This window comes from Elioraea sp. (assembly GCF_051860475.1).
Taxonomy (GTDB): domain Bacteria; phylum Pseudomonadota; class Alphaproteobacteria; order Acetobacterales; family Acetobacteraceae; genus Elioraea.
Genome location: NZ_JBHYDW010000016.1, coordinates 13,894 through 34,797, shown reverse-complemented (window position 1 = coordinate 34,797; position 20,904 = coordinate 13,894). Strand labels below are relative to the sequence as shown.

The 20,904-nt window shown below is 71.5% G+C and carries 15 protein-coding genes and 1 tRNA gene; 5 read left to right on the top strand and 11 right to left on the bottom strand.

Translation table 11 applies throughout. The features are described 5' to 3' along the window. Positions 1-307 (bottom strand): monooxygenase family protein (locus ACTIFU_RS05175; protein WP_439577225.1); only part of this gene is annotated, 307 nt, incomplete at its 3' end. 108 nt (positions 308-415) lie between these two features. Here ACTIFU_RS05175 and ACTIFU_RS05170 point away from each other — a divergent pair. Beyond that, on the top strand, positions 416-1,636 hold the full coding sequence (locus ACTIFU_RS05170; RefSeq protein ID WP_439577224.1) for an MFS transporter: 1,221 nt from the start codon (positions 416-418) through the stop codon (positions 1,634-1,636). On the opposite strand, the gene ACTIFU_RS05165 is transcribed toward ACTIFU_RS05170, so the two are convergent. Beyond that, a complete protein-coding gene (locus tag ACTIFU_RS05165) occupies positions 1,637-2,854 on the bottom strand; it encodes an NADP-dependent isocitrate dehydrogenase (RefSeq protein ID WP_439577223.1) in 1,218 nt (405 codons plus the stop codon). Between the two features lie 273 nt (positions 2,855-3,127). Here ACTIFU_RS05165 and ACTIFU_RS05160 point away from each other — a divergent pair, with 273 nt between their 5' ends. Further along, positions 3,128-6,079 carry a PAS-domain containing protein gene (locus tag ACTIFU_RS05160; protein WP_439577222.1) on the top strand — a complete coding sequence of 984 codons (2,952 nt, stop codon included), beginning with the start codon at positions 3,128-3,130 and terminating at the stop codon, positions 6,077-6,079. 29 nt (positions 6,080-6,108) lie between these two features. On the opposite strand, the gene holA is transcribed toward ACTIFU_RS05160, so the two are convergent. The 6 genes from holA to ACTIFU_RS05130 form a co-directional block, all read right to left on the bottom strand. Next, entirely contained in the window at positions 6,109-7,128 is a 1,020-nt protein-coding gene (gene holA, locus ACTIFU_RS05155) for a DNA polymerase III subunit delta (protein WP_439577221.1), read from the bottom strand. Continuing rightward, on the bottom strand, positions 7,125-7,673 hold the full coding sequence (lptE, locus tag ACTIFU_RS05150) for an LPS assembly lipoprotein LptE (RefSeq protein ID WP_439577220.1): 549 nt from the start codon (positions 7,671-7,673) through the stop codon (positions 7,125-7,127). Before lptE ends, holA begins: the two co-directional genes overlap by 4 nt. Continuing rightward, entirely contained in the window at positions 7,639-10,242 is a 2,604-nt protein-coding gene (gene leuS / locus ACTIFU_RS05145) for a leucine--tRNA ligase (protein WP_439577219.1), read from the bottom strand. The genes lptE and leuS overlap by 35 nt, the downstream gene beginning before the upstream one ends. Before the next feature lie 175 nt (positions 10,243-10,417). Then, positions 10,418-10,939 carry a DUF3576 domain-containing protein gene (locus ACTIFU_RS05140; protein ID WP_439577218.1) on the bottom strand — a complete coding sequence of 174 codons (522 nt, stop codon included), beginning with the start codon at positions 10,937-10,939 and terminating at the stop codon, positions 10,418-10,420. A 164-nt stretch (positions 10,940-11,103) separates the two neighbouring features. Further along, complete coding sequence (locus ACTIFU_RS05135; RefSeq protein WP_439577217.1) at positions 11,104-12,366, bottom strand: porin; 1,263 nt, start codon at positions 12,364-12,366, stop codon at positions 11,104-11,106. 308 nt (positions 12,367-12,674) lie between these two features. Continuing rightward, positions 12,675-13,115: a thiamine phosphate synthase gene (locus ACTIFU_RS05130; RefSeq protein WP_439577216.1), complete on the bottom strand. Its 441-nt coding sequence runs from the start codon at positions 13,113-13,115 to the stop codon at positions 12,675-12,677. Between the two features lie 162 nt (positions 13,116-13,277). On the opposite strand from ACTIFU_RS05130, the gene ACTIFU_RS05125 reads away from it, so the two are divergent. After that, complete coding sequence (locus ACTIFU_RS05125; protein ID WP_439577215.1) at positions 13,278-13,967, top strand: YggS family pyridoxal phosphate-dependent enzyme; 690 nt, start codon at positions 13,278-13,280, stop codon at positions 13,965-13,967. Positions 13,968-14,115: 148 nt separating this feature from the next. Here ACTIFU_RS05125 and ACTIFU_RS05120 read toward each other — a convergent pair whose 3' ends face one another. Further along, positions 14,116-14,718 carry a hypothetical protein gene (locus ACTIFU_RS05120; protein WP_439577214.1) on the bottom strand — a complete coding sequence of 201 codons (603 nt, stop codon included), beginning with the start codon at positions 14,716-14,718 and terminating at the stop codon, positions 14,116-14,118. A gap of 105 nt (positions 14,719-14,823) precedes the next feature. Then, entirely contained in the window at positions 14,824-15,810 is a 987-nt protein-coding gene (gene ribA, locus ACTIFU_RS05115) for a GTP cyclohydrolase II (protein ID WP_439577213.1), read from the bottom strand. A 577-nt stretch (positions 15,811-16,387) separates the two neighbouring features. Here ribA and ACTIFU_RS05110 point away from each other — a divergent pair. Together ACTIFU_RS05110 and ACTIFU_RS05105 are read left to right on the top strand one after the other, a co-directional pair. Continuing rightward, positions 16,388-17,113 carry a response regulator transcription factor gene (locus ACTIFU_RS05110; RefSeq protein ID WP_439577212.1) on the top strand — a complete coding sequence of 242 codons (726 nt, stop codon included), beginning with the start codon at positions 16,388-16,390 and terminating at the stop codon, positions 17,111-17,113. Between the two features lie 50 nt (positions 17,114-17,163). After that, positions 17,164-17,253: transfer RNA gene (locus ACTIFU_RS05105), tRNA-Ser, on the top strand. Positions 17,254-17,573: 320 nt separating this feature from the next. Here ACTIFU_RS05105 and ACTIFU_RS05100 read toward each other — a convergent pair. Beyond that, positions 17,574-20,894 carry a Swt1 family HEPN domain-containing protein gene (locus ACTIFU_RS05100; RefSeq protein WP_439577211.1) on the bottom strand — a complete coding sequence of 1,107 codons (3,321 nt, stop codon included), beginning with the start codon at positions 20,892-20,894 and terminating at the stop codon, positions 17,574-17,576. Positions 20,895-20,904: the final 10 nt, after the last annotated feature.

Genomic DNA, 20,904 nt, shown 5'->3' with positions numbered 1-20,904 from the left:
CGGGCGCCCTCGCATAGGCCTCAAGCTGCTCGAACGACCGCCAGTACTGCACGAAGCTCAGCCGGCCGAGATAGCGCACGCCGAGCAGCCCAAGCTCAGGCCGCGCCTGCAGCTCCTTCAGCATCCGCGGCATCGCCAGGAACACCGGCAGCCACCTGTGCAGCTTCCACGGCCGGTTGATGCGCATGCCGATCAGGAACACGACGAAGTCGCCGTCGATCTCCGCGCTGAGGCGGCGCGGGATGACCGCGCGCGAGGGTGCATCCGCTGCCGGGACCCCCTCCTGCCGCTCGAAAGACTGGGCCATGCTGCCTCTCCAGTGTGACGCATCCCGCCGGGACCGCGTCGCGCGCCAGGGAAGCGCCTTCCCGCCGATCCGTGCAAGCGCCGGATCGTTCCAGCCGTTGAGCGAGCCATGCCGCCGGGCAAGCCCCTCATCGTCGTGCTGATCGTCGCCGCCCAGGTGCTGGCGCTCGCGCTGTGGTTCTCCGGCACGGCTGCCGGTCCGGCGATGGCGCGCGAGGCCGAACTGCCGGCCGGCTTCCTCGCCTGGCTGACCAGCGCGGTGCAGGCGGGCTTCGTCGCCGGCACACTCGCGAGCGCCGGGCTCGGCCTACCCGACCGGCTTGATCCGCGGCGCCTGATCGCCGCCGCCGCCCTGCTCGGCGCAGCGGTGAACGCGCTGATCCTCACGCTGCCGGTCGGCCACTGGAGCGTGGTCGCGGCGCGCGCGCTCACGGGAGCGACGCTTGCCTGCGTCTATCCCCCGGGCATGAAGCTCGCCGCCGGCTGGGCCGACCGCAACGATACCGGGCTGCTGGTCGGATTGCTGGTCGGGGGCGTGACGCTCGGCTCGGCCGGGCCGCATCTCGCCAACGCGCTGGGCGGACTCGACTGGCGCGTCACGGTGGCCGCGGCCTCGGCGGCGGCAGTCGCCGCGGCCGGGCTGATCCTCGCGGTGCGGCTCGGGCCGCGCCACGCGCCGGCGCCGCCGTTCCGCCCCAGCCACGCGTTCCGGCTGTTCCGCAACCGCGGCACACGGCTCGCGACGCTCGGCTATCTCGGCCACATGTGGGAGCTCTACGCCATGTGGGCCTGGATCGGCCCCTATCTGAGCGCGAGCTTCGCCGCCTGGCATGGCACGCCTGACGCCGGCGCGGGCCCGGCCGCGGCCTTCGCGACTTTCGCGGTGATGGGCTCCGGCGCGCTGGGGTGCATCGGCGCGGGGCTGCTTGCCGACCGTGTCGGGCGCACCCGCGTGACGATCTGGGCGATGGCGATCAGCGGGACCTGCTGCGTGCTCGCGGGCCCGGCCTTCGGCGCGCATCCGGTGCTGGTGGTCGCGCTCGGCATCATCTGGGGCGTGACGGTCGTGGCGGACTCGGCGCAGTTCTCGGCGAGTGTGACGGAACTCGCCGAGCCCGGCCTCGCCGGCACGATGCTGACGGCGCAGACCTCGCTCGGCTTCGCGCTGACCCTCGTCACCATCCAGGCGATGCCGTGGCTGGTGGCGCGGCTCGGCTGGAGCGGCGGGGCCTTCGCTGTGCTGGCCGTTGGTCCCGCGCTTGGCTGCGTCGCGATGGCGCGGCTGCGCGCGAGCCCGATGGCCGAACGCCTCGCCGGCGGGCGTGGCTGATCAGCCCGCCATCGCCGCCTTCAGGTTGGCGTCGATCGTGTCGAGAAACGCCTGGGTGTTCAGCCAGCGCTGATCCTTGCCGATCAGCACCGCGAGGTCCTTGGTCATGTGCCCGGACTCCACGGTCGCGACGCAGACCCGCTCCAGCGTCTCGGCGAACGTCACCACCTCGGGCGTGTCGTCGAACTTGCCGCGATAGGCGAGCCCGCGCGTCCAGGCGAAAATCGAGGCGATCGGGTTGGTCGAGGTCTCCTTGCCGGCCTGGTGGTCGCGGTAGTGGCGCGTCACCGTGCCGTGCGCCGCCTCGGCCTCGACGCACTTGCCGTCGGGGGTCAGCAGCACGGAGGTCATCAGCCCGAGCGAGCCGAAGCCCTGCGCCACCACGTCGGACTCGACGTCGCCGTCGTAGTTCTTGCAGGCCCACACGTAGCCGCCGCGCCATTTCAGCATGCAGGCGACCATGTCGTCGATCAGCCGGTGCTCGTAGGTAAGCCCGCGACGATCGAACTCCGCCTTGAACTCGGCGGTGAAGATCTCCTCGAACACGTCCTTGAACATGCCGTCATAGGCCTTCAGGATCGTGTTCTTGGTCGAGAGATAGACCGGGAAGTTGCGGATCAGGCCGTAGTTGAAGCAGGCGCGCGCGAAGCCCTCGATCGAGGCGCGCGTGTTGTGCATGCCGAGCGCGACCCCCGGCCCCTTCATGTCCATCACCTCGAGCGCGAGGCCCGGCGTGCCGTCATGCGGCGTCCAGGTGATCGTGACGGTGCCGGGCCCGGGGATCTTGAACTCGGCGGCGCGGTAGATGTCGCCGTAGGCGTGGCGGCCGACCACGATCGGCTGGTCCCAGTGCGGCACCAGGCGCGGCACGTTGCGGCAGATGATCGGCTCGCGGAAGATCGTGCCGTCGAGGATGTTGCGGATCGTGCCGTTCGGGCTGCGCCACATCTTCTTCAGCCCGAACTCGGCCACCCGCGCCTCGTCGGGCGTGATGGTGGCGCACTTGACGGCGACGCCGTGCTGTCTGGTCGCATTCGCCGCCTCAACCGTGATCTGGTCGTTGGTCTCGTCGCGCTTCTGGATGCCGAGGTCGAAGTACTTGAGGTCGATGTCGAGATACGGAAGGATCAGCTTGTCCTTGATGAAGCCCCAGATGATCCGCGTCATCTCGTCCCCGTCCATCTCGACGACGGGGTTCTTCACCTTGATCTTGGGCATCGGCTCTTCCTCGGCAGCGGGGACGCGACGGAACGGCGCCGGAGGGGCCGGCGCGGGCGGCCGGACCATAGTGAGCCCGACCCACAGGGGCAAGACAGCGGCCCGCACGCGCCGGTTGCGGGGCGCCCCGGCGGCGGGCACAGTGGCGCAGGCGGGCGCAGGTGGGCCCGCGTCGCTGCGCCGCAGGCACCGGACGGCCCATGCCGTGAACGCGATTCCCCTCCGACACGTCGTGCCGCCTCCGCCGGCGGGGCGGGGACACGCAGCGGCGGCATGATGCGCCTCGACCGCCGCTTCGGGATTCCGCTGGCCGGCATTCTCGCCGCCGTCGTCCTCTGGACCGTCGTGATCGGCCAGCTCGGCCGGGATCGCGCGCGGTTCGTCGCCGAGTCCGGCGAGCGCGCGGCGAGCGCGGCGCTCGCGCTCGAGGGGCATCTGCGGCGCGTGCTCGCCGCCGTCGACACGGTGCTGGTCGGACTGGTGCGCGAGGCGAACGGGCACGCCGAGGCGATCGCGCTGACCGGGTTGGCCGTGCGGCTCGGCGCGATCGATCCGTCGCTGCGCTCGGTCGCCGTCATCGATCCCGAAGGCCGGGTGGTCACGAGCACGCTCGGGCCGCTGCGTGGCTTCGTGATGGCCGATGACCGCGACTACGTGCAGGGCAACCTCGCCTTCGATCCGGCCCGGCCGATCATCGGCAGGCCGACCGCGGAGCCGCTCTCCGGCCAGAGCGCGCTGACGCTGTCGCGACGGATCACCCGCCCCGGCGGCGGATTCGGCGGGGTGGTGGTCGCCTTCCTCGACCCGGAGCTGCTCGCACGCGGCGACTGGCTCGCCGCCATCGGCCCGGACGCGACCGCGGCGCTGGTGCGCACCGACGCGGTGGTGCTGGCGCGGAGCGGTGCCTGGATGCCCGCGCCCGGCGAAATGCTGCGCGACCCGGCCCTGGCGGCCGCGCTGCGCAGCAGCGCGTCGGGCACCGTCTCCCCGGCCGAGGGCGCCGAGGACGGGGCCGGCCTGATCGCGTTCCGCCATCTGCCCGATCTGCCAGCGGCGGCGCTGATCGCAGTCGCCAGCGCAACGATGGACCAGACCCCGTCGGCACACGCGCGGCGGGCCCTGCTGGGCGCGGGCGCGGTCACGCTGGCGCTCGCCGCGCTGATCGCCGCACTCGCGATCGAGGCCCGGCGGCGTCAGCGGCGCGAGGCCGAACTCGATGCCGACCGGGTCGAGCTCGAGGCAGCGAACCGGGCGATCGTGCGCGCCAAGCGCCAGGCCGACGAGAAATCCGCCCTGCTCGAGACCACGCTCGCCAACCTCTCCGACGGCGTGACCGTGTTCGACGCCAATTACCGCCTGGTGACCTGGAACGACCGCCTCGAGGACCTGCTCGGCCTGCCGCAGGACGTGCTGTACGAGGGCGCGCCCTACGAGGGCATCATCCGTGCGCAGGCCGGTCGGGGCGAGTTCGGCTCGGTCGACGTCGAGACCGAGGTGCGCCGCCGCCTCGACGTCGTGCGCTCGGGCCGTTTCGGCGTCTACGAGCGCACCCGTCCCGACGGCCGGGTGATCGAGTTCAAGCGCACCGGCCTGCCGGGCGGCGGGTTCGTCACGATCTACACCGACGTCACGCCGCGACGGCGCGCCGAGGAGCAGATGCGGCGCGCGCGCGAGATGGCCGAGGCGGCCTCGGCCGCCAAGTCGAGCTTCGTCGCCGTGGTCAGCCATGAGATCCGCACGCCGATGAACGCGGTGATCGGCACGCTCGGCCTGCTCGCCGAGACCGGACTCGACGAGGAGCAGCGCCGTTACGTCGAGACCGCGCATGACAGCGCCGAGCACCTGCTCGCGATCATCAACGACATCCTCGATCTCTCGAAGATCGAGGCCGGACGGCTCGCGCTCGAGACGACCGACTTCGCGCTCGGCCCGCTGATGGCGGGCGCGGTGGATCTGTTCCGCCCCTCGGCGCAGGCGCATGGCACGACGATCCGGCTCGAGCTCGGCGTCGGCGTCCCGCCATACCTGCGCGGCGATGCCGGACGGCTGCGCCAGATCCTGCTCAACCTGCTCTCCAACGCGGTGAAGTTCAGCCAGGGCGGCGACATCGTCGTCTCGGCCGAGGAGGCGCCGGCGGCAGGCATCGGGCTCGCCCCGCGGATCCGCTTCGCCGTGGCTGATCGCGGCCCGGGTATCCCGGAAGGCGAACGGGCGCGCCTGTTTCAGCCCTTCTCCCAGCTCGAGCCCCCGGATGCGCGCCGCACCGGCGGCACCGGGCTCGGGCTCGCGATCTGCCGCCGGCTGGTCGAGCTGCTCGGCGGCACGATCGGCTTGGAGGATCGTCCTGGCGGCGGATCGGTGTTCCGCTTCACCCTGCCGCTTGCCCCGGCCGAGCGCATCCCCGAGGCGGCCGTCGAGCCCGTGCAGCCGGCGCGCCGCCCCAGGCGCGCGCGCGTGCTGCTGGCAGAGGACAGCCCGGCAAACCAGCTCGTGGCCGCGACCTGGCTGCGCAAGGACGGGCACCATGTCGATGTCGTCGCGAACGGCATCGAGGCCGTGGAGGCGGTCGAGGCGCGACCCTACGACATCGTCTTCATGGACATGTTCATGCCCGAGATGGATGGCATGGCGGCAACCGCGGCGATCCGTCGGCTCGACCCTCCTGCGGGGACGGTGCCGATCGTCGCGCTGACCGCGAACGTGATGGCGGGTGATCGCGAGCGGTTCCTGGAGGCGGGCATGAATGGCGTGCTCGCGAAACCCGTGACCGGGCGGATGCTCGCCGAGACGCTGCTCCGCCATCTCGGTGCGGACGACAGTGCGCTGCCAGCCGGCCGGCCCGGTCCGCCGGCGCGCACGGCGCGCGGCCCGGCGCCGGTGCTCGACGCGGAGCACCTCGCCCGGCTCGGCCGCGGGCTGACCTCCGACACGCTCGCTGCGCTGATCCGCACCTGCGTGGAGGACGTGCGCGCGCGCGCGGCCGCGATTGCCGGCGCGGCCGAACGGGGCGATGCGGCCGTGCTGCGGCGCGAGGCGCATGCGCTGCGCGGCGGGGCGGCGAACTATGGGCTCGCCGCGCTGGCGGAGGTGGCGGCGCGGATCGAACAGGCCGCGGGCGCCGGCGACCTCGACGGCGCGCGTGAGCCGGTCGGCGTGCTCGGGCCGGCAGCGGAGGCGGCGTGCACGGCGCTGGCGGCAGGCGCGGAGCAGACGGTGGCGGGATAGCGCCGCATCGAGCGAACGTCGCGCCTCGATCAGCCGCGGCGCGAGGCGGCGCGGGCGATCTCGTGCACGGCGCGCGCCGCGATCAGCGCATCCGGCGCGCCGGTGGTCTTGCACGAGGCCTCGGCGGCAAGCAGGCGGTCCGACAGCACCGCGACGCGCGGCGCGGTCCAGGCAGCGAGCGCGCGCGCGAAGTCCTGCTCGTGGCGAAAGAACACGGCCGGGCGCGCCCGCCGCGCGGCCTCCTTCGGACTCAGGCGGTGGAGCTCCTCGGCGAGCGCGAGCGACAGCCGCTGCAGGTGACGCAGCGCCGTGCGCACGATCGTCACCGGATTGGCCCCCTCGGCCATCGCGAGCCTGAGCGCACGGTCGGCACGCGCGAGATCGCCCGCCATGGCGGCGAACAGGGCAGCGTCAAGATCGAGTGCGGCATGGTCGCCCACCACAGCCTCGCAGGCGGCAACATCGACCCGCCCGCCGGGGCCCACCGAGAGGGCGAGCTTCTCGATCTCGCGGCGGGTGATGCCGCGATCGGCACCGAGATGATCGGCGAGCCAAGCGAGCGCATCCGGATCGGCCGCGACCCCGAGCTCCTTCAGCGTGGCCGCGATCGAGGCGCGGAGATCCGCGCCGGTCTCGGGCCAGCAGCCGATCGCGGCTGCATCCGGCCGGCGCTCGAACAGCGCGCGCAGTCGGTCGGTCGGCCGCAGCGATCCTGCCTCGACCACGAGCAGCGAATCGCCCGGCACGGCGAGCGCGGCCTCGACCGCGGTGGCAAGCGTGTTGGTCGCGTCGCGCAGCCAGACGGCGCGCCGGCCGCCCATCATGCTGATCGCCGCCATTTCGCCGGCCAGCCGGCCGGGATCTGCGGAGGCAGCCTCGCGCGGAACGACGCTGACCCGGAACGGATCGTCGCGCGCGCCGGCGGCCGCAACCACCAGCGCCTCGGCGCGCTCGCGCCGCAGCCCCTCGTCCTCGCCGTGCAGCAATACGCCCCGCGCAGTGCCCGGGTTGCGCAGGAAGGCTGCGATCCGGGCGCCCTCGACCTTCACGATCGCGGTTCGGCGCGGCGCGCATAAAACGCGGCGAGCTGGGCGACGATGTCGTCGGCGAGCCGCTCGGCGAGGCGCTGCTCGGCCGCTTCGCCCGAGAGCTGGGCGGCAAAGAACTGGTCGGGTGCGATGTTGAACGCGTCCGCGGCGAACGACCGGCCGGCGGCGAGCGGACCGCCGGACGGCAGCGGCGTCAGCGTATAGTTCGCGGTCGCCGCAAGCCGGGTGCGCGAGGCGGTCTCGTCCCGCCGGACGCCGACGGCCTGGCGGGTGATGCTGACGCCCACGCGCAGCTCGTGGCGCGCCGGTGTGCCGGAGCCGTTGCGCAGCCGCGCGTTCAGCGCATCGCGCAGGAGCTGGCCGGCGCGGTCCGGGATCAGTGCCACCTGCGTCGCCGCGAGATCGGCCGCGACCCCGCCGCGTGCCCCCGGTTCGGCCGGACGGTCGGCATAGATCGGCCGGAACCCGCAGCCGGCCAGCACAGCGGCGGCGGCGAGAAGGGCCGTGCGCCTAGAGCACGAAGTTGACGATCTTGCCCGGGACATGGATGCGTTTCCGGATCGTCCGCCCGGCGATCGCGCGGGCGACGTTCTCCTCGGCCTCGGCGGCGGCGAGCACGGCGGCGGCATCGGCGCCGACCGGCACCTCGACCGTGCCGCGCAGCTTGCCCATCACCTGCACGGCGATAGTGACCGTGTCGGCAACGGCCAGCGCCGGGTCATGATCGAGCCAGGGCAGGGTCGCGACCAGCCCCTGTCCGGGCGCCAGGATCGACCAGCACTCCTCGGCGAGATGCGGCATCGCCGGCGCGAACAGCCGCACCAGCGCCTCGAGCGCCTCACGTCTCGCCCAGGCGAGGTCGTCGTCCTCGCCCTTGGCATCGGCGATCGCATTGGCGAACTCGTAGAGCCGCGCAACCGCGACGTTGAAGGCGAAGGTCTCCAGCGCCTGGGTGACCGCGGCGATGGTCCGGTGCGTCGCCCGACGCAGGTCGCGTGACGCGGGCGAGCGCGACGCGGGCGACGGTGCGCCGTGCGGCGGCAGCGACGGCGCGGCACCCTGCACGAGCCGCCAGACGCGCTGGGTGAACCGGTACGCGCCGGCCACGCCGGCCTCGGTCCACTCCATGTCGCGCTCGGGCGGGTTGTCGGAGAGGATGAACCAGCGCGCCGTGTCGGCACCGTAGCGGTCGATGATCGCGCCCGGATCGACGGTATTGCGCTTCGACTTGCTCATCGCCTCGACGCTGCCGACGGTCACGGGCGCTCCGGTCCCGACTTGCACCGCCGTGCCGTCGGGGCGCTGTTCGACCTCGGTCGGGTAGAGCCAGCGGCCCTGCGCATCCCGGTAGGTCTCGTGCTTCACCATCCCCTGGGTGAACAGCCCGGCGAAGGGCTCGCCCGAGGCGAGGCCGAGATGCCCCGTGTCGCGCATCGCGCGGGCGAAGAAGCGGGAGTAGAGCAGGTGCAGGATCGCGTGCTCGATGCCGCCGATATACTGGTCGACCGGCAGCCAGGCATCCGCGGCGGCGCGGTGCGTCGGCGTCGCGCAGTGCGGAGCGGTGAAGCGCGCGAAGTACCACGACGAGTCGACGAAGGTGTCCATCGTGTCGGTCTCGCGCCGCGCGGGGTTGCCGCAGCGCGGGCAGGACACGTGCTTCCATGTCGGGTGGTGATCGAGCGGATTGCCGGGACGCGCGAGATCGACGTCGTCCGGCAGCTGCACCGGCAACTGGTCCTTCGGCACCGGCACGATTCCGCACGCATCGCAGTGGATGACCGGGATCGGGCAGCCCCAGTAGCGCTGGCGCGAGACACCCCAGTCGCGCAGCCGCCACTGCACCACGCCCGTTCCCTGGCCGGTCCGTTCCAGCTCCTCGATGATCCGCCGCTTCGCTGCCGGCACCTCGAGCCCGTCGAGGAAGCCCGAGTTGATCAGCGTGCCGTCCTCGGTGAAGGCGGTCTCGGCGATCGCGAACTGCCCGGCGTCCATCCCTTTCGGCAGCACGACCGGCGTGACGGAGAGGCCGTATGTGCGCGCGAAGTCGAGGTCGCGCTGGTCGTGCGCCGGGCAGCCGAAGATCGCGCCGGTGCCGTACTCCATCAGCACGAAATTGGCGATCCAGACCGGGTAGGTGCGGCCGTTGAACGGATGCCGCACGGCAAGGCCGGTGTCATGGCCGCGCTTCTCGGCGGTCTCCAGCGCCGCCTCGGTGGTGCCGAGCGTGCGACAGTCCTCGACGAAGCCAGCCGCGGCGGGGTCGCGCGCGGCGATCGCGGCGGTGAGCGGATGGTCGGGGCTCAAGGCGAGGAAGCTCATGCCGAAGAGCGTATCGGGCCGGGTGGTGAAGACCTCGACGCCGGCATGGCCGTCGATCGCCGGTTCGAGCGCAAAGCGGACGCGCGCGCCCTCGCTGCGGCCGAGCCAGTTGCGCTGCATGGAGCGCACGCGCTCGGGCCAGCGGTCGAGCGTGTCCAGCGCGGCAAGCAGGTCCTCGGCGTAGCTCGTGATGCTGAGGAACCACTGGCTGAGCTTCCGCCGTTCCACCACCGCGCCGGAGCGCCAGCCGCGGCCGTCGATCACCTGCTCGTTCGCCAGCACGGTCTGATCGACCGGGTCCCAGTTGACGAAGGCCTCCTTGCGCTCGACCAGGCCGGCGGCGAGGAAGTCGAGGAACAGCGCCTGCTGATGGCCGTAATAGGCCGGATCGCAGGTGGCGAACTCGCGCGACCATTCGAGGCTGAGCCCCATGCGCTTGAGCTCGCCCCGCATGGTGGCGATGTTGTCCCAGGTCCATTGCGCCGGGTGGATGCCGCGTTCGCGCGCGGCGTTCTCGGCCGGCAGGCCGAACGCGTCCCAGCCCATCGGGTGCATCACCGCGCAGCCCCGCGCGCGCTTGTAGCGCGCGACCACGTCGCCGAGGGTGTAGTTGCGCACGTGCCCCATGTGGATGCGCCCCGAAGGGTAGGGGAACATCTCAAGCACGTAGTACTTGGGCCGTGTGCCGTCCGGCACATCGGCGACCGCGAAGCAGCCGGCGGTGTCCCAGGCGGCCTGCCAGCGCGGCTCGGCCTCGGCCGGGTCGTAGCGTGCGGTGTCGGTGATCTGGTCCATCGTGTGTCGCGCGGTCGTCTCGGGGCGCAGGTTTAGGCGGTGCGCGCGCGCTTGGCGAGGGGCGGGTGCGAGACGGCCCTCACCCGGTTCCCTCTCCCACTGGTGTGGGAGAGGGAACCGGGTGGCGACGCTGCGTCCCCTCTCCCGCGTGCGGGAGAGGGTCAGGGTGAGGGCGCTAGCGCCCCGCCGTCTGCACCGACTGGACGCGCAGCTCGCGCGCGCGGGCCAGCACGCGGTCCTCCAGCGCCGTTCCCATGTCCGCGGTCACCGGCACGTCGACCCATTGGCCGCGGCTGTTCACCTGGCGGAACACGGAGATCCGCACGCCGTCCGCGCGGAGCTGGCGGCCGAGGATGTAGGCGGTGACCTTGAAGCGCTCGTCCGGCGCCTCGGGCGGTGCGTACCAGTCGGTGATGATCACCCCGCCGAACGGGTCGGCCGAGACCAGCGGCATGAAGGCGAGCGTGTCGAGCGTGCCACGCCAGAGGAACGCGTTCACGCCGAGCGCGCCGGCCTCGCCCGTGCCGGACCGGGCGGTCGAGCTGCCGAACAGAATCAGACCGCCCTGGCCGAGGATGCTGCCGCGCTCGCCGCCACGATTGCGCGGGTCGTTGTACTCGTCCTGCTCCACATAACGGCCCTGGCCGCAGGCGGCGAGGGCGAGCAGCAGCGCGGCCGGCAGCGCGAAACGGATCATGGCGTCGGTCCCCGGATGTCCTGGTTCAGGCATGGGCCCGCCGCGGCGCCACGTCAACAGGCAAGCGCGGGGCGTGGTGGCGGCCCCGCAAGAAGAAGGGGCGGCAGGTTGCCCCGCCGCCCCGACAGTCACGTCATCCATATGGCCCGAGGGCCGTCAGGTTGTCACCACTGCACGCCGACGCCCAGCAGGACGCCCTGAGCGGTGAACTTGTCCTGGACGCCCGCCTTGTTGGAGTCGAAGTCACGACCCGACTCGCGCACGCGGCTGTGGATGTACTCGGCGAACAGCGCGAGGCCCGGCGCCAAGGTGTAGGTGCCGCCGACCGTGAAGGCCCGCTCGCGCAGCGGGACGTTCTGCAGCGCGCCGGCCGTGCTGCCCTCGGAGCGGAGCTGATGATACGCCGCACCGACCGTCAGCGCGCCGATCGTGTAGCGCGCACCGAGCTGCCAGCCGAACATCTTCTTGGTGCTGCCCGCGCTCGGCAGCGCCGCGAAGCCGCGGTTCGAGTTGCCGAAGGTGGCCAGACCACCGACGGTCAGCCCGGCGAAGGTGATCTGCGTGCCGACGATGCCGACGGTCGGGTCCTTGTGGGCGACCGCCGTGCCGACCGCGCTGGTGGTGGTCGCAGTCCGCAGGCCACCCGAGGCCGTGATGCCGACCGGACCGAAGGTGCCGCGGTAGCGCAGCATCGCATCGATGATGTTGCGCAGGCGGTTGGCGTTGCCGGTGGCCACGGTGGCGATGCGGTCGCAGTCCGCCAGAGCGCCGCCGCAGTTGCCGAGGAACGACTGGTCGTTCGGCGCGAAGCTGATGCCGGCGTCGAAGCCGAAGAACTGCGGCGTGTAGTAGCCGATCGCCGTCGGGCTGTTCACGACCGAGGACGAGTACCAGAAGCTGGAAGCGGTGAAGCCGCCGCCGCCCGAGTACAGGAACCCGGGGAAATCGCCGTCGAGCGTGCCGGTCGCGATGCCGCCGAGGATGTGGCCGGTGTGCATCTGCTCGACCGCCATTACCGTGCCCGTGCCGAAGCGGAGCTGGCCGAGGGTCGGCGTGCCGAGGTAGCCGGTCACGCGGCGGAAGAACAGGTTGCCGCGCGCGTCGGTGCTGGCGCCGGAGCCGGGGAGGCGGATCTCGAGGCGGGCGCCGTAGCGCAGCCCGTTCGCCGCCACGCCGTCCGCGCCGACCCAGATGCGGCCGAGCGTGTTGAAGTCGTAGTTGGTCAGCTTGGTGCCGTTATCCGCGGTACGGCCATCCTGGCTGATGATCGCGCCGTAGAACCGGAACCGGCCCTGAACGTAGCCGGTGAGACCCGGCTGCGGCGTCTGCCCCGAAACCTCGGCTGCCGACTGCGCGCGCGCGGGGGTCGCACCATCCGCCACGAGCGCGGCAAACCCGGCCGCCGTGGCGAGGAGGATCTTGCGCATCCTATATCCCTCTCCTCAGTTGACACGCGCCGGACGACCCGACGCCGTTCGTGGCCCCCTCCCCGAGCCCCCGGGCCGACGCGTGCGCGTCACAACCCCAAGGCGGATCACCGAGCCTGGGCAAGACTATGCTCAAGCCATCGCGAGGGTGTCCACGGGGCGCGGAGGGACAATCGTGCGTTTCAGGGCACACCGTGGCAGGGTTGCAACAGGTGGCGGCGGGACCCTCACCCTGCCCCTCTCCCGCAAGCGGGAGAGGGAACCCGCTGGCGACGCCGCGTCCCTTCTCCCCCGCCAGGGGGAGAAGGTCAGGATGAGGGGGGCGGCGCCAGCGCGCCCACCGCCGCCGCCGCGACCGCACCCGCGCGCGCCACCGCGGCGACCCGCGCGGCCGTGATCCCGCCGAGCGCCGCGACCGGCACCCCGGCGCGGCGCGCAAGTCCGGCGAATCGCACCGTCCCGAGGGGCCGCGCGGCGGGATGGCTTGCGGTCGGGAACAGCGGCGAGAGCAGCGCGAGGTCGGCACGCATCCGCCGCGCGCGGGCGAGCGATGCCGCGCCGTGGGCAGCAACGCTGAGCAGGCCCCGCCCGTGCAGACGCCACAGCAGCGGCGGCGCCATGAAATCGGCCAGATGCAGCCCAGCCCCGAGCCGCAGCGCGAGCCGCGCGTCGCGCGCGACCGAGAGCCCGAGGCCGCGGGCGCGGCACGCCCGGGCAAGTCGCGCGGCAAGGTCGGCCCGAAGCGGCACCGAGTCGTGACGCAAAATGACAACACATCCACGCGGAAGCACAGAGACGGCCTGCAAGGGGTCGCCGCCCCGCACCGGATCGGTCATAAGGATCAGCCAAGGGAGACGACGCGTCCTGCGCCGCAGGCGCCGCGCTGCTCCGGTCAACCCCTGCGCCATGCCATGTCCGAACGCTCCACCATCGCCGCTGCCCTGACCGCCGTCCGCGCCAGGATCGCCAAGGCCTGCGCCCGGGCGGGGCGCGAGCCATCCTCGGTCACGCTGGTCGCCGTGTCCAAGACCCACGAGCGGCCGTTGATCGAGTCGGCGATCGCGGCAGGCCAGCTTGTGTTCGGCGAGAACCGGGTGCAGGAGGCGCAGGCGAAGTACCCGGCGCTGAAGGCGGCGCACAAGCGGCTGAAGCTGCACCTGATCGGGCCGCTGCAGACCAACAAGGCGGCCGCCGCGGTGGGCCTGTTCGACGTGATCGAGACGCTCGACCGGCCGCGCCTCGCCGAGGTGGTCGCGCGCGAGATCGCGCGGCAGAAGCGCGCGCCCGTCCTGTTCGTCCAGGTCAACACCGGCGAGGAGCCGCAGAAGGCCGGGATCCCCAAGCCCGAGGCGGACGAGTTCATCCACATGTGCCTGGACTACTGGGACCTGCCGGTGCGCGGGCTGATGTGCATTCCACCGGTTGACGAGGATCCCGAGCCGCATTTCGCCTGGCTGGCGGACTGTGCCCGCCGCCATGGGCTCGGCCTGCTGAGCATGGGGATGAGCGCGGATTTCGAGACCGCGATCGCGCATGGCGCGACCCATGTCCGGCTCGGCACCGCGATCTTCGGCGAGCGGGCGGTGCCCGGGCCCGGCTGACCACGCGGCGGCGGAAAGGCGCCCATACCAGCCTGCCGAAGGCTTGACCTTCGGCCGGCGGGCATCCGCTTGGTTTCGCGCGCAGCCGCCCCACCATCCCGGCGCGCAATACCCTCCGCACAAAGGTCAAAGCGTTGTGCGGAAGGTATCAGGCGCCGGCGGACTTCAGCCGCAGCGTCCGGTCATAGGCGTCGAGCCCGCGCAGCATGCGTCCGGCGAAATCGCCTTCGCCGGCCGGGCGCGAGGCGGCAAGTGCGGGAAGGGCCGCCTCGGACGGCGCGCGATAGGCGCGCACGCCGAGGCGTGTCGCGAGTGCCTGGCCGTCGACCGGGAGCTCCGGGATGGCGGCGGCACGCTTGGGGTCGGGCGCGCGGGGCATGGGAGCGGCCGCCATGGCGACGCCGGCCCGTGCGGCCGGGGCCGCGGCGACCGCGCCGCCCGCGCCGCCATCGGGCGAGTCGCTGAACAGGCTCTCGGCCATGGCGCCGACAGCCGCGACGATCGCGCCGATCGGCCCGCCGAGCAGGAACCCGCCGAGCGCGCGGAAGGCGGGGTTCACGGACTCGCCGGTGACCTGGCGGTACACCCAGCCGACGACCGGGATGTGATGCAGCGGATTGAGGTTGGCCAGGAAGTCGCCGAACGAGATGTCGACCGGCATCGGCACGGCCTCGTCCTCGCGCAGTGGCGGCCCGCCGTCAGGCGCCTGACGCAGGCCGTTGGGCAGCAGCGGGAGCGAGGAGCCGATCATGCGGCCGGCACAGCAACCGCCGTGCCAACGCGGGTCCGGCCCAAGCCCAGGGGCTGACGGGACCCATCGGCAAGATCGGCCGGCAGCCCGGCAGAGCCTGCCGGGTCAGAACAGGTGGCCGAACCGCTCGGCCTTGGTCTGGAGATAGCGGCCGTTGTGCTCGTTGGCGGGGAAGCGGTGAGGGACGCGCGCGGCGACCCGGATGCCGCACGCCGTGAGCGCAGCCACCTTGTCGGGGTTGTTGGTCAGGACCCGCACGGTGTCGATGTCGAGTTCGCGCAGCATCGCCGCTGCGATCAGGAAATTCCGCTCATCGGCGCCGTAGCCCAGGCGGGTATTGGCATCGAGCGTGTCGGCGCCCTCGTCCTGGAGCTGGTAGGCGCGCAGCTTGTTCACGAGGCCGATGCCACGCCCCTCCTGCGCGAGGTAGAGCAGCACCCCGGCCCCCTCCTCGGCCATGAGGGCCAGCGCGCCGCGAAGCTGCGGGCCGCAGTCGCAGCGAAGCGAGCCGAGCAGATCGCCGGTGAAGCACTCGCTGTGCAGGCGGATCAGCGGCGGCTCGCCGGCCGACCAGGGATCGCCCACCACCATCGCCAGGTGTTCGGTGCCGCCATCGGCCGGGCGGAAGGCGATGATGCGGGTCTCGCGGCTGTCCTCGGTGGGCACGCGCGCTTCGCCCACGCGCATGAGCGTCGCCGCCACGGTGTCGGGGTAGCCGAGCACGTCCGTGCCGGGCACGGCGACCACGTCGTGGCGGGCGGCAAACCCGGCCCAGTCCCCTTCGTCCGCGGCGGGGGCGAACAGCACCGCGGGCAGCAGCCGGGCAAGCTTGGCAAGCCGGATCGCCGCGGCGGCCGGCTGCGCCGGCGGCAGCCCGACCGGCTCGGGTCGGATCGTCGCCGGCTCGGCGGTCGGGTCGGCGAGCGCGCGGAGCAGCGGCGGCGTCACGCCGGGCGGGAGACGGAAGGCGACCGCCGGTGCATCCGCCCCGCCCGGCGCGGGCCGTTGCAGCACTGCGGCGGCACGGGTCGGCGCCAGCAGAAGCTGGACGGGCTGGGAAGCGAGGGCACCGAACCGGGCCAGCGTTGCCACCCCGGACAGTTCCGCGGATGCGACAAGGTAGGCGCCTTCGGAGCACACAACCATGGCGGGAGACCCGCGCCTCAATTCCGCAATTGCTCGATGCACATGCCTCAACCGCCGCTCGCCCTCGATCTGGACGGGGATGGCGGCGGCGGCAGGCGCATCGGCTGGCACGGCAAGGGTAGGGCTGGTCCGCATATGTCTCTCGATCGTGTCGGCGTTCCCAACCGTCATCACGAGCGTCGATCGGGGCGCGAAGATGGCAGGGCGGCGTCGTTCCCGCTAAACATCGGCCACAGATCGGTGATTGCGACAGCGAAAGATGGACCGACGTTACTGGGCGATATGGGGCGGCAGTCGCCGAGCGCCAGATGCGTCGGGCGCAGGGCTCGCCGGCCGCCATGCGCACGCTCGCGTGATCGTGTGGCGACCCTAACGCTCGCACCCCCCATTTCCGAGGTGCCTCGTCAGCGCGCAGTGGTCGACGTGGCTGTTCCGCCTGCCGCCCGGGGCGCGGGTGATCCTTGCTCCCCCCGCCGTGCGGCTGGCATCATTATCCGGAAGACGCAGGCCGAAGATGCACCCAATGGCGCTCGCCAGACCGATCCTGATTGTCGACGACGATCGCGCCCTGCGCGCGACCCTCGCAGAGCAGCTGAAGGCCGAAGGCGAATTCGAGCCCATCGAGGCCGAGACGCTCGCGGAGGCCGAAACAAATCTTACGCGCAAGGACGCCCGGGTCGATGCGGTGCTGCTCGATGTGGGCCTGCCGGACGGTGACGGGCGCGAGTTCACGCAGAAGCTCCGCAGGCTCGGCGTGAAGGTGCCGGTGATCATGCTGACGGGCGCCGACACCGAGGCCGATACGATCAAGGGGCTGGACGCTGGCGCGAACGACTACATTGGCAAGCCGTTCCGCTACGGCGAGCTGCTCGCACGCCTGCGCCGGCACCTGGCGATGTTCGACAATTCGGACGACGCGGTGTTCTCGATCGGTCCCTACACCTTCCGCCCGGCCGCGAAGCTGCTGCTCGAGCCGACACGGAACCGCAAGATCCGGCTGACCGAGAAGGAGGCCGCGATCCTGAAATACCTCTACCGCGCGGCTTCGGCGCCGGTGGCGCGCCAGGTGCTGCTGAACGAGGTGTGGGGCTACAACGCGGCGGTCACCACGCACACGCTGGAGACGCACATCTACCGGCTGAGGCAGAAGATCGAGCCTGATCCCTCCAACGCTCGCCTTTTGGTCACCGAGGGCGGCGGATACAAGCTGAACGCGTCCTGGACGCCGGCGCCAGTGCAGGCGACCTGACCCGCGGGCTGGCGTCGTAGGCTGGGCCGGTGTAGTGACCCCCCCGCCGCGGAGGGGTGCCGGAGTGGTCGATCGGGCCGGTCTCGAAAACCGGTGTACGGGCAACCGTACCGTGGGTTCGAATCCCACCCCCTCCGCCAGTCCCCCTGTATCCGACCGTTCTCCCCGCCGGTGACCGGTGCCGAAAGCCGCAGGTTTCCTGCGCCTTTCGGTGCCGAGCCTGATACTGCGCAGCCGCAACGAGCGCCATTTGCGCTCTCCGGAGGGCGGGTTCTCTCCGAACCTTGATACTGGGCCGATTTAGTCGACAAGGTTAAGTCTTTGATCTGCAATGCTATTATGTTGTTATTCCGACACAGAAGTTCGAACATCGATCGCTCGTGCGGTCGGGGTGACACGAATCCGACCCCGATCACCCTCATGCCCCGACACCAGTAGGAAGGGCCCTCGGCACCCTTCGTCACTCTCGTTCGAAGCCGTGGCTGTCAAACTTCAGCGTGCGACTGTTCTCCATCACGGTCCGCACGAGCTGGTCGGAGGCGCCATTCGGAAGCCGCGCCTGGATCTCAAGCGTGACCGTCAGCTCGGCTCCCATTTGGCCTGCAAGATGCGCAATCACCTCCTCCGCGATGCGGCTGGCGTCGCGCCCCACCCGAGCAGAATCCAGTTGCACCGAACCATGGAACCTCCGCAGCAGCTGGGGCGGAGCCAGTTCTGGTGGGGTGTTGTCGCCGCTCGGGAGCGACACGGGGGTCTCCACTCCAGGGGCGGATGGCGGCGCGGGCTGAGGCGAGACCTCCGCGTCCAACTGCCGCGCTGCGACGTCCGGCTTGACGACCAGGCCGTCGCTGTCCGGAGACAGGCTGACGCTCTGGCCGCCGCGCAGCCCGCGATACCGACCAGTTGCTTCATCGTAGCTCTCCGCGTACGCGAAGGTATCGGTCCGCCACGTCAACAGGGCGACACCGTCGCGGATGGCCTGCACGAGGACCTCGGGTCCGGTCAGGCGCGGGAGGTAGAGATAGCGGCCAAAGTCGTCCACCAGCTGCCGGATCGGCACGTGATCGCCCCGCCACAGCGGCACTAAGTCGAGGTGACGCCGCAGCACCGTCGAGCCGAGGCCGGGCACCAGAAGCTCGTCGCTGCGGAGCTTCTTGCTGGCACGCACCGCCAGCGCCTCACTGCCGGTCAGTCGCAGGGCCTGCCATGCGACCGGCGCTTGCGGGTTCGTCTGCTCCGGGACGAGCAGCCACTGATAGGTCTCGGGCAGCCGGGCGGTGACCGCGCCGTCCGCCGCCTGCTTCTGCGTCTCCGCCTGGCGGGCCTGGTGCGGGTCGAGGTTCAGCGTGTCCTTCTCCGCCACGATCGACGCCCAAGCGAGGTATTTGCGCAGCGCCTCGTCGAGGTCCTGCAGTCGCACCCGGTCGGCGGCGAGGAACACGAGCGTGTTGCGATAGAGCCTGGGCGCGTTGCCGCGCGCTTCCAGGATCGCCTTGGCCGCCATCTCCGCCGCGTTGCTGCTCTCCCGGCTGTAGGGGTGTTCGGCGGACAGGACCACGAGACGCGCATCGAGGTCGTCGGGCACATCGGCCCCTGAGCGGGGGAGCGGGTGGATACGCGAGAAATCTCCGGCTCGCTTGAGATCGGCGCGCAGCCGCCCCTCGAGCTCCGCGGCGACCTTGTCCGGGTCGCGCTTCAACTGCTCGGCGCGATCCTCGGCGAGCTTGGTGACAGTCGGCTGCGTCGAGTACCAGGCGCGAGGTCCGTCCTGGTAAAGATAGGTGGCAGTCGCCGCGAGCCGCCGCAGCGCATCGCCGAACACGGCAGGCGACTCCCCCGGCATCACGCAGCCGAGCTTCACACGCCGGTCCTCGAGCCCGCGCTGCGCCGCCGCCGCGGTCGGGGCCGAGCCGAGATAGATCGTGCGCGCCACGCGCCGCGTTGCCGACAGCTTGCCGAGATTCGGCACTTCCGCATCGATCCGGAGTGGCAGCGAATTCGGCCCATCCACGTCCTTCTCGATGATCGGCACCCAGTTGTCGGAGAGGTACCGCGTGAGCTCGAATTGGACGCGCGGATCATCGATCGGGATCGTCGAGGGCAGGATCAGCGGGCTGCGGTCGCCCTTCTCCCAGAGGCTGTGGATCACCGCCGCCATCAGCCGCAGCACGCCGCGCGTGCGCTGGAACTTCACCAGTGTGGACCAGTCCGTATAGAGCCGGTCGAAGATCTCCGGGTGGATCGGAAAGGCTGCCTGGATGCGCTTCTCGTAGTCGCCGGTGCGGCAGTCCGGCGGAAACTCCGCCGCCTGCGCGCGATAGAGATCGGCGAAGGCACGCGCGGTCAGGTCGCGCTGCTTGAACATCTCTGCACTCAGCGGCTCGAACAGCCGGCGGCGGACGATCTCGAACCCCTCCTCGGCCGTCGCCGGCCGCCAGGAGGCCTCCACCCGCCCGACCACGTTGCGCAGGCGATCGAGCGCCTCGCGCCCGCGAATGCCGCCGACCTCCACGTCGTCTGCCTGCGTGTGCGGCGAGCCCGCAGTGTCGGAGGCCGGCAGGGAGACGACCAGCAGGCAGTTCCGCGCGAGCTTCGCCGATTCCGTCAGCGCCTGGGCAAAGGTGAATTGGGTCTCGAAGCTGCCAGCCGGCAGATCGCTCTGATCGTGCAGCTGGCGCGCATAGGCCACCCATTCGTCGATCAGCACGAGACAAGGGCCGTGCTCGACGAACAGCTCGCGCAGCACATCGCCGGGGCTGGTGGAGTTCTCGTCGTCCTTGGCGATGCGCGCGAAGGCCTCTCTGCCCCCGAGCTGCCAGGCGAGTTCGCCCCACAGCGTGCGCACCACCGTGCCGTCAGACTTGGTGACCGGATTGCCCGGCGAGATCTTGTTGCCCACCAGCACCACGCGCCGCGCCTGCGGCACCGTCTTCACCCCCGCCTCGGCCAGGACCGCCTCGATGCCAGCGAGCTCGCCCGGTGAGGCGCCGCCGAACAGGTGATAGAGTGCCAGCATCGAGTGCGTCTTGCCGCCGCCGAAATTCGTCTGCAGCTGCACCACCGGATCGCCGCCCTGGCCGGCGAGCCGTTGCACCGCGCCCACCAGAAGCCGCCTGAGACTCTCCGTCAGGAACGTGCGGCGGAAGAACTCCACGGGCCTGCGGTACTCGTCGCTGCCCTCGCCCAGATGCACCTGCCACAGATCGGCGGCGAACTCGGCCTGCTGATAGCGCCCGGAGGCCACGTCCGCGTGCGGTGTGACCACCTCGCGCCAGGGCCTGAGGCTGCCGGCCGCCGCCGGCTCGATCAGGGACCCGCCGAGCTTGCGCCGCTCACCGCGCGCCTGCTCCTCGAACACCAGGCGGCGGAGCTCGATCTTCATCCGGTTGACGTCGTCTGCCTGCGGCGCGGAGACGGCGGCGAGCAGCCGGTTCATCGAGTCGAGCGCGCGATCGGTGTCGTCGCTCGAAAAAGGCTCCTGGTGCGCCCATTTGTTGCGCCAGTCGCGCAGTTCCTGAACGAGCGAGCGTTCGGCGCGACCGAGCGTGCGGCCAAACACGTCGTTCCAGGTCTCCCACATCAGCTTGAGCAGGCCGGCCGCATCCCACTGTGCGATCGGCTTCTCGCCGAGCTTCGGGTCTTCGGCAAAACGACGGATCGCGTCGATGCGCACTGAGCCGGCTTTCACCGCGGCGTGGGTCTCACGCTCGACGAAGGGAGCAAGGCCCGCACGCAAGAGGTCCATCGCCTTGCCGACACGTTCCTGGTTCGTGATGGCCATACTCAGCGAT

Coding starts and splice junctions, on each gene's coding strand:
- ACTIFU_RS05170 (WP_439577224.1), top strand. CDS start 416: ATGCCGCCGGGCAAGCCCCTCATCGTCGTGCTGATCGTCGCCGCCCAG.
- ACTIFU_RS05165 (WP_439577223.1), bottom strand. CDS start 2,854: ATGCCCAAGATCAAGGTGAAGAACCCCGTCGTCGAGATGGACGGGGAC.
- ACTIFU_RS05160 (WP_439577222.1), top strand. CDS start 3,128: ATGATGCGCCTCGACCGCCGCTTCGGGATTCCGCTGGCCGGCATTCTC.
- lptE (WP_439577220.1), bottom strand. CDS start 7,673: ATGTCCCGGGCAAGATCGTCAACTTCGTGCTCTAGGCGCACGGCCCTT.
- leuS (WP_439577219.1), bottom strand. CDS start 10,242: ATGGACCAGATCACCGACACCGCACGCTACGACCCGGCCGAGGCCGAG.
- ACTIFU_RS05140 (WP_439577218.1), bottom strand. CDS start 10,939: ATGATCCGTTTCGCGCTGCCGGCCGCGCTGCTGCTCGCCCTCGCCGCC.
- ACTIFU_RS05135 (WP_439577217.1), bottom strand. CDS start 12,366: ATGCGCAAGATCCTCCTCGCCACGGCGGCCGGGTTTGCCGCGCTCGTG.
- ACTIFU_RS05125 (WP_439577215.1), top strand. CDS start 13,278: ATGTCCGAACGCTCCACCATCGCCGCTGCCCTGACCGCCGTCCGCGCC.
- ACTIFU_RS05120 (WP_439577214.1), bottom strand. CDS start 14,718: ATGATCGGCTCCTCGCTCCCGCTGCTGCCCAACGGCCTGCGTCAGGCG.
- ACTIFU_RS05110 (WP_439577212.1), top strand. CDS start 16,388: ATGGCGCTCGCCAGACCGATCCTGATTGTCGACGACGATCGCGCCCTG.
- ACTIFU_RS05100 (WP_439577211.1), bottom strand. CDS start 20,894: ATGGCCATCACGAACCAGGAACGTGTCGGCAAGGCGATGGACCTCTTG.